Here is a 6,460-nt window from a genome sequence, read left to right as displayed (position 1 = left end):
GGGGTCGGCGTGGGTGGGTTGGCGGGACCGTTGGGCGCCATGGATGGCGCCCACGAGCCTCCAGGGATGGATTCACGGCGTGTCCCGCCAACCCACTCACGCCGACCCGGCACGACCCAAGCGAGTAACAACGCTCTGGCTCTAGGCTCTTAGAGCTCTGGCTTCAAAAAAGCCCCACCCGATCAAACCAACAACTGCAGGATGTCGAGGTCGCCGTCGGAGAAGAAGTCGTAGCAGATCACCGCCAGCATCAGCACGCCCAGCGTCGTGGCCCCGTGCACGATCAGAATCGCGTGAGCCAGTGCGCGCGCCGAACGGCCCATTTTCAGGCTGGCGCGGGCCAGCCCTTGCAGCCGCCCCGACACCGCGTGCGCATGTGCGATCACCGGCGCTCCCACCCCGTCCATCGCCTGCGCCATCAGCGCCTGCAACTGCTGCGGACGGTCCTCGTAGTATTTCGCCACGCCGTAGCCGAACATCAGCCAATCGCGCGCCTGCGCCTGTGCCAGGTCCATCACCTCCAGCGGGTCTTCCTCGAAATCGATGAAGCCCACCTTCGCCCCGTCCCAGGTCAGGTTGCGCGGCAACGGCTGGCCGAAATAGGCCCCCTTGGCATGCGCCGCCGCGATGGCCTGCATTGCCGCCGCCACCAGCACGTCGCGCCCGGCCGCATCGGCCTGGCGCAGGCAGGTATTGAACGAACTGCCGTTGTCTTCCAGCACCAGCGCCGCGTGACCACTGCCGATCACGTGGGGCACGTTCACCCCCTGCGCAGCCAGCTCACCCAGCCGACGCGCCTCGGTTTCCTTCGCGGCATCGCCACCCCGGTGCGGCGGCGGGCGCAGCGCATCGAGCTGGAAACGGTGTGCAACAAAATTGAGCAGGCCCAAGGCTACCGCGCGGCTTCCCTCGCCGTACTGCTTCAGCCAGGCACGTTGCCCTTCAATGACGATGGGCTCAACCATGACAGGTCTCCTGAAATGCATACGGCCCCTAATGGGGCCGTAATGAAAGCGTCACGTTGTCGTAACGAGTGCTATCAATAGCGCAGCAGGGCCGAACCCCACGTGAAGCCGCCGCCGAAGGCTTCCAGCAGCAGCAGCTGGCCACGCTCGACGCGCCCGGAACGGATCGCCACGTCCAGCGCCATCGGCACCGACGCAGACGACGTGTTGCCGTGCTTGTCCACCGTCACCACCACCTGCTCCATCGACATGTCCAGGCGCTTGGCCGTGGCTTCGATGATGCGCAGGTTGGCCTGGTGCGGGATCAGCCAGTCCAGGTCGGCCTTGGTCAGCGCGTTCGCTTCCAGGGTTTCGTCGACGACCGAATCCAGCGCCTTGACGGCGTACTTGAACACGTCGTTGCCCTTCATCAGGATCGCGCCGCGGGCGTTCTCGCCCTCGCCGAAACCGGCCGACACGCCCACCGGGTTCCACAGCAGCTCTTTCTTGCTGCCATCCGAATGCAGGTGGGTGCTCAGGATGCCGGTGTCTTCGTCGGCCTTCAGCACGACCGCGCCGGCGCCGTCGCCGAACAGCACGCAGGTGGTGCGCTCGGTCCAGTCGACGATCCGGGTCAGGGTTTCCGCACCGATGACCAGCACATGGCGTGCATCACCGGAACGAATGAATTTGTCCGCCACGCTCAACGCGAACACGAAGCCCGAACAGGCTGCGTTGACGTCGAAGGCAGGGCACCCGCTCGCACCGAGCTTGGCCTGGATCAGGCACGCGGTGGAGGGGAAGATCAGATCGGGCGTGGTAGTACCCACCACGATCATGTCCAGCTGCGAAGCGTCGATACCGGCCGCTTCCAGCGCACGCACCGCGGCGTGGTAGCCGAGGTCGCTGGTGGTTTCGTTTTCCGCCGCAATGTGCCGCTCACGGATACCCGTTCGCGACTGGATCCACTCATCGGTGGTGTCGACCATTTTCTCCAGATCCTGGTTGGTCAACACTTTTTCGGGCAAATAGCTACCAGTGCCCGCGATCCTCGAGTAGATCCGCTTGCTCATTGCATGTCCTGTAGCACGGCCATCAACACCGACAGCCGGGAAGAATGGAGTAAAGGCCGCTGCCCGACCGGGCAGCGGCCTTCACGGATCAATCTTCTTCGACGGCCGAATTCGACTTGGTCGCAATCACCTTCTTGCCACGGTAGAAACCGTCAGCGGTGATGTGGTGACGCAGATGCACTTCACCGGTGGTCGGATCGGTGGACAGCTGCTTGGCGCTCAGGGCGTCATGCGCACGGCGCATACCGCGGCGGGACGGGGTGACACGGGATTTCTGCACAGCCATGGGATTGCTCCAAACTCGGTTCGTTTTGCTTCGTCGTTTCGTCGCGCAGGACGCCAGCGCCCAGCACAGTCTTCGCTTTCGCCGCAGCCGCCGACGACAATCCGGCTGCTATTGTTTTTTCAATGCCGCCAACGCCGCGAACGGGTTGGCCTTGCTGATTTCTTCTTCGGTCGGTGCCCAGTCGCGGTCCACTGCCTGCCCATCGGGAGACAACGGCACAACGGGCACGGCCAGGACCAGTTCGTCCTCGACCAGTTCCAGCGGTCGCAGCATGCCGTCTTCGGGCACCAGCCACGGTTCGTACCCTTCCGGCAACGAGGATTCTTCCTCTTCGCTGCGGATCAGGCCGAGCCGCTGCACCATCGATACCGGCAGCAGGAAGCGCTGCAGGCTGCGCTGACAGATCAGCGGCAACGCGGTTTCGATGGTCAGTTCAACATAGGATACCCGCAGGATGTCGTCGTGCGCGAATTCCAGTGCATAGGTGCACTGACCTTCGGTATCGGCAACAAGCCCTTGCAGGCGGGTCAATTCAGCTAGATTCACCTGGCCGTCGAAGCACCTGCGTGCTGCGACCATCCGCCAAGCATCCAGCAATTCGGGCACGTTCGCGGACATAAGCCGCTGAATGTTAAGGACCGTCTGCCCGGCTGTCAAATCCATCCTGTACCGGCTTGCCCCGTCCGGCCGTCACGGCCAGACTGCCGACCCCACCGACCGGTATTTTCGCATGCTTCCGCCCGTGCTTGCCTCCACCTCCCGCTACCGCCTGGAACTGCTGCACCGGCTGGGCCTGGCGCCCGACTGCGCACGCCCGGACGTGGATGAGACCCCGCAGCCGGGTGAAGCCCCCCGTGCGCTGGCGGTGCGTCTGGCGCAGGCCAAGGCGGCCGAGGTGGCCGCCCGCCACCCCGGACGCTGGGTGATCGGGTCGGACCAGGTCGCCGAGCTGAACGGTTCCCCGCTGGGCAAGCCGGGCACGGTCGCCGCGGCGCAGGCACAGCTGGCGGCCATGTCCGGCCAGGTGGTGGCGTTCCATACCGCGGTCAGCGTGCGCTGCGACGATCGCGAGCTGGGGGCCTGCGACCTGACCCAGGTGCACTTCCGCGCCCTGGATGCGGCCACGATCGCCCGCTACGTCGCCGCCGAGCAGCCGCTGGACTGCGCCGGCAGTTTCAAATGCGAAGGGTTGGGCATCGCCCTGTTCGAGGCCATCGAGAACCGCGACCCCACGGCGCTGATCGGGCTGCCCCTGATCGCCACCAGCGCGCTGCTGCGCCAGGCCGGTTACACCCTGCCCTGAACCCGGGCGGCGCGGCGCTCAGCGCGCGGGCACCTGCAGTACCTGTTCCTGCCAGCGCTCCACGCTGCCGTCGCGCCCATGCAGGCGCAGGCCCAGCCAATGCCTGCCCGGTGCCAGTGCGCGCGTATCGACCCGGGCGGTGAAGCCCACGTTGGGATGCTGCGGGTCGTTGGACTGGGTCCAGAAGCTGGTGATGTCGTACGTGCGGCCGTAGTCCGCGTCGGCCACGGCCTTGCCGTCCAGCAGCACCTCCACCCGCGACAGCCCCACCCCGTCCTTGAAGGCCCAGCCACGCACCTCCACCACCCCGGTGACGGTTGCGTCCGCCTGGGGCGTATCGATCCAGGCCATCGCCGGGGTCACGCACGGGCCCGACGCGCGCTCGGCTGGCAGCTTGAACAGCAGGAAGCGCTGGTAGCCATGATCGTTGCTGACCACCCGCGGCGGTGGCAGGGGACCGACCTGCTCGCACACCGCGTGATAGCGCTGCAGCAGGTCGCGGTAACGCTGGTCGCTGGGCGACAGCACCAGCAGCATCGGCGCGTTGCGCTGGCCGTCGTGCAACAGCCCCCACAGCCCCAGCTGCGCGCTGCGCCCGTGCTTGTCGTTGAGCGGGTGGCGCAGCACTTCGATGGACGGATCACGCAGCTGGAAGCCGAGCTCGGCCCCCACCTTGAAGTTGCCGGCCAGCACCCGCGTGCCTGCGGGCATGCTCGCCAGTTCCTCGCGCACCGCCGCGGCCAGCGGTTCCCAGCCGGCGAAATTGCGCGGGTAGTACTTGTCGCCGGCCAGCTGCTCGCGCAGGTTCGGCGTGGACGCCATCAGGTAATACCCGAAGGCCAGTGCCAGGCCGGTACCGGCCAGCCACCAGCCAGTGCGCCGCAGCCAGCGCGGCCAGCCGTTGAGCACCACCGGCACCGCCACCAGCAGCGCCAGATAGCCCGGCAGCGGCCAGTGGAAACTGATGCGCTCCACATCGGTGAAGAAGCCCAGCCCGAAGATCGCCACGGTCGACACCGCGCCCACCAGGCCGAAATAGCGCCATTGCGCACGCGCACCGCCGCCGCTGCGGGTGCCGGCCAGCGCCACCTTCCACATCGCCATGCACAGGATCGGGGTGACCAGCATCGGCTGGATCACCAGGAACCACAGACCACTCCATTCGAACGCCCACGGGTGGCGTTCGACCACCTGGAATTTCAGGCCGGCATCCTGGTTGTCGGCGTTCCACGACAGCAACGGCAACCACGCCAGTACCCCGACCGCCAGCGCCACCCATACGCGCGGATCGCGCAGCATGCGGCGCCCCTGTGGCAACAGCAGCAGCGCGATGAAGCCGACCACGATCACGCCGATGAAACGGTAATGGCTGAGCGCGCCGATCATCAGGCCCAGCGCCAGCTTCATGGCCGACGCGGCGTCCACGTTGCGCAGCAGGCGTGCACCGGCATCCAGGCACAGCACCGCCGCCAGCGCCATCGGCACGTCCGGCACGGCCAGGATGCCCAGCGTGCCCGACAACGGCATCAGCAAGGTCAGGCTGCCGGCCTGCCAGCCCGCCACTGCACCGAACCAGCGCGTGGCAATGCGCGAGAGCAACCACGGCAGCGCCGCGCCGATGGCCAGGAACGGCAGGCGCTGGGCCAGCACGTGCGCGCCGCCCAGCTCCACCCCGAGCCGCGACAGCCAGGCCGTCAGCCCCGGCAGGTCGGAATAGGCCGCGGCCAGGTGCTGGCCCTCCTGCCAGTAGAACGCTTCGTCCACGAACAACGGCAGACGCGCGGCGATCACCAGCTTCACTGCGGTGACCAGCGTCCACAACAGCAGAAAAATTGTGCGTGCGCGTTGTTCGCCCTGCATTGCTCTATAGAATCGAAGGAATCATCGACACGAGACGGACATGGAAAATTCGCCCCAGGTGCCAGCCATGCTAACCGATGTAGTGCGACAGGCCCTCCGCAGCGCCCAGGACCAGGTCAACGGTCTGGTGCTGGGCAAGGCACATGAAGTGCGGCTGGCGTTCGTCGCCCTGCTCTCGGGTGGCCACCTGTTGATCGAAGATCTGCCGGGCCTGGGCAAGACCACGCTGGCCCATGCCATGGCCTCCAGCCTCGGGCTGGGTTTCCAGCGCGTGCAGTTCACCTCGGACCTGCTGCCCGCAGATGTGCTCGGCGTCTCGGTTTACGATGCGGCCAGCCGGCAATTCCAGTTCCATCCCGGCCCGGTGTTCACCCACGTGCTGTTGGCCGACGAAATCAATCGCGCGCCACCGCGCACGCAGAGCGCACTGCTCGAAGCGATGGCCGAGCAACAGGTCACCCTGGACGGTGTCACCCACCCGCTGCCCGATCCGTTCTTCGTGATCGCAACGCAGAACCCGGTGGACCTGTCGGGCACCTTCCCGCTGCCCGACTCGCAGCTGGACCGCTTCCTGCTGCGGCTGGCACTGGGCTACCCCAATGCCGAATCCGAACGCGAGCTGCTGCGCGGCACCGACCGCCGCCACCTGATCGCACAGGCGCAGCCGCGCCTGGACGACGCACAGGTGCGCACGCTGCGCGAAGCGGCCCGCCAGGTGCATGCCAGCGACGCACTGATCCACTACGTGCAGGCCCTGCTCACCCGCAGCCGCCAGCACGCCGGCGTGCGCGTGGGGTTGTCGCCCCGCGCCGGGCTCGCCCTGCTGCACGCGGCCAAGGCGCATGCGCTGCTGCTCGGTCGCACCCACGTGGTGCCCGAGGACGTGCAGACCCTGTTCGTGGCCGTCGCCGGCCATCGCCTGGTGCCGGAAGCGGAAGCCAGCACCGGCCCGGCACTGGCCCGCGCGATCCTCCAGACCGTCGCGGTGGATTGA

At 67.0% G+C, this 6,460-nt stretch carries 7 protein-coding genes; 2 read left to right on the top strand and 5 right to left on the bottom strand.

All coding sequences use genetic code 11. The features are described from left to right. Window positions 1-182: 182 nt before the first annotated feature. From ABIA71_RS16825 to ABIA71_RS16810, 4 genes are all read right to left on the bottom strand, one after another. The gene (locus tag ABIA71_RS16825) at window positions 183-965 is read right to left on the bottom strand and encodes a BUD32 family EKC/KEOPS complex subunit (protein ID WP_354286677.1); all 783 of its coding nucleotides are present in this window, start codon (window positions 963-965) and stop codon (window positions 183-185) included. Window positions 966-1,039: 74 nt separating this feature from the next. Further along, a complete protein-coding gene (locus tag ABIA71_RS16820; RefSeq protein ID WP_128096910.1) occupies window positions 1,040-2,017 on the bottom strand; it encodes a beta-ketoacyl-ACP synthase III in 978 nt (325 codons plus the stop codon). 88 nt (window positions 2,018-2,105) lie between these two features. Beyond that, entirely contained in the window at window positions 2,106-2,303 is a 198-nt protein-coding gene (gene rpmF, locus ABIA71_RS16815; protein WP_038690090.1) for a 50S ribosomal protein L32, read from the bottom strand. 108 nt (window positions 2,304-2,411) lie between these two features. Next, window positions 2,412-2,921, bottom strand: a complete 510-nt coding sequence (locus tag ABIA71_RS16810; RefSeq protein ID WP_038690091.1) for a YceD family protein — start codon at window positions 2,919-2,921, stop codon at window positions 2,412-2,414. Window positions 2,922-3,033: 112 nt separating this feature from the next. On the opposite strand from ABIA71_RS16810, the gene ABIA71_RS16805 reads away from it, so the two are divergent. Further along, window positions 3,034-3,606 carry a Maf family protein gene (locus ABIA71_RS16805; RefSeq protein ID WP_354286675.1) on the top strand — a complete coding sequence of 191 codons (573 nt, stop codon included), beginning with the start codon at window positions 3,034-3,036 and terminating at the stop codon, window positions 3,604-3,606. An 18-nt stretch (window positions 3,607-3,624) separates the two neighbouring features. Here ABIA71_RS16805 and ABIA71_RS16800 read toward each other — a convergent pair whose 3' ends face one another. Then, complete coding sequence (locus ABIA71_RS16800; protein WP_354286673.1) at window positions 3,625-5,466, bottom strand: glycosyltransferase family 39 protein; 1,842 nt, start codon at window positions 5,464-5,466, stop codon at window positions 3,625-3,627. A 67-nt stretch (window positions 5,467-5,533) separates the two neighbouring features. Here ABIA71_RS16800 and ABIA71_RS16795 point away from each other — a divergent pair, with 67 nt between their 5' ends. Beyond that, window positions 5,534-6,460: an AAA family ATPase gene (locus tag ABIA71_RS16795; protein ID WP_354286671.1), complete on the top strand. Its 927-nt coding sequence runs from the start codon at window positions 5,534-5,536 to the stop codon at window positions 6,458-6,460.

The organism is Stenotrophomonas sp. 2619 (assembly GCF_040548725.1).
Classification (GTDB): Bacteria; Pseudomonadota; Gammaproteobacteria; order Xanthomonadales; family Xanthomonadaceae; genus Stenotrophomonas; species Stenotrophomonas maltophilia_AP.
This window is presented reverse-complemented; position numbering and strand designations above follow the sequence as displayed.

Bases quoted from the DNA above. Each gene is read 5' to 3' on its own strand.
- ABIA71_RS16825 (WP_354286677.1), bottom strand. From the start codon at position 965: ATGGTTGAGCCCATCGTCATTGAAGGGCAACGTGCCTGGCTGAAGCAG.
- ABIA71_RS16820 (WP_128096910.1), bottom strand. From the start codon at position 2,017: ATGAGCAAGCGGATCTACTCGAGGATCGCGGGCACTGGTAGCTATTTG.
- rpmF (WP_038690090.1), bottom strand. From the start codon at position 2,303: ATGGCTGTGCAGAAATCCCGTGTCACCCCGTCCCGCCGCGGTATGCGC.
- ABIA71_RS16810 (WP_038690091.1), bottom strand. From the start codon at position 2,921: ATGTCCGCGAACGTGCCCGAATTGCTGGATGCTTGGCGGATGGTCGCA.
- ABIA71_RS16805 (WP_354286675.1), top strand. From the start codon at position 3,034: ATGCTTCCGCCCGTGCTTGCCTCCACCTCCCGCTACCGCCTGGAACTG.
- ABIA71_RS16800 (WP_354286673.1), bottom strand. From the start codon at position 5,466: ATGCAGGGCGAACAACGCGCACGCACAATTTTTCTGCTGTTGTGGACG.
- ABIA71_RS16795 (WP_354286671.1), top strand. From the start codon at position 5,534: ATGCTAACCGATGTAGTGCGACAGGCCCTCCGCAGCGCCCAGGACCAG.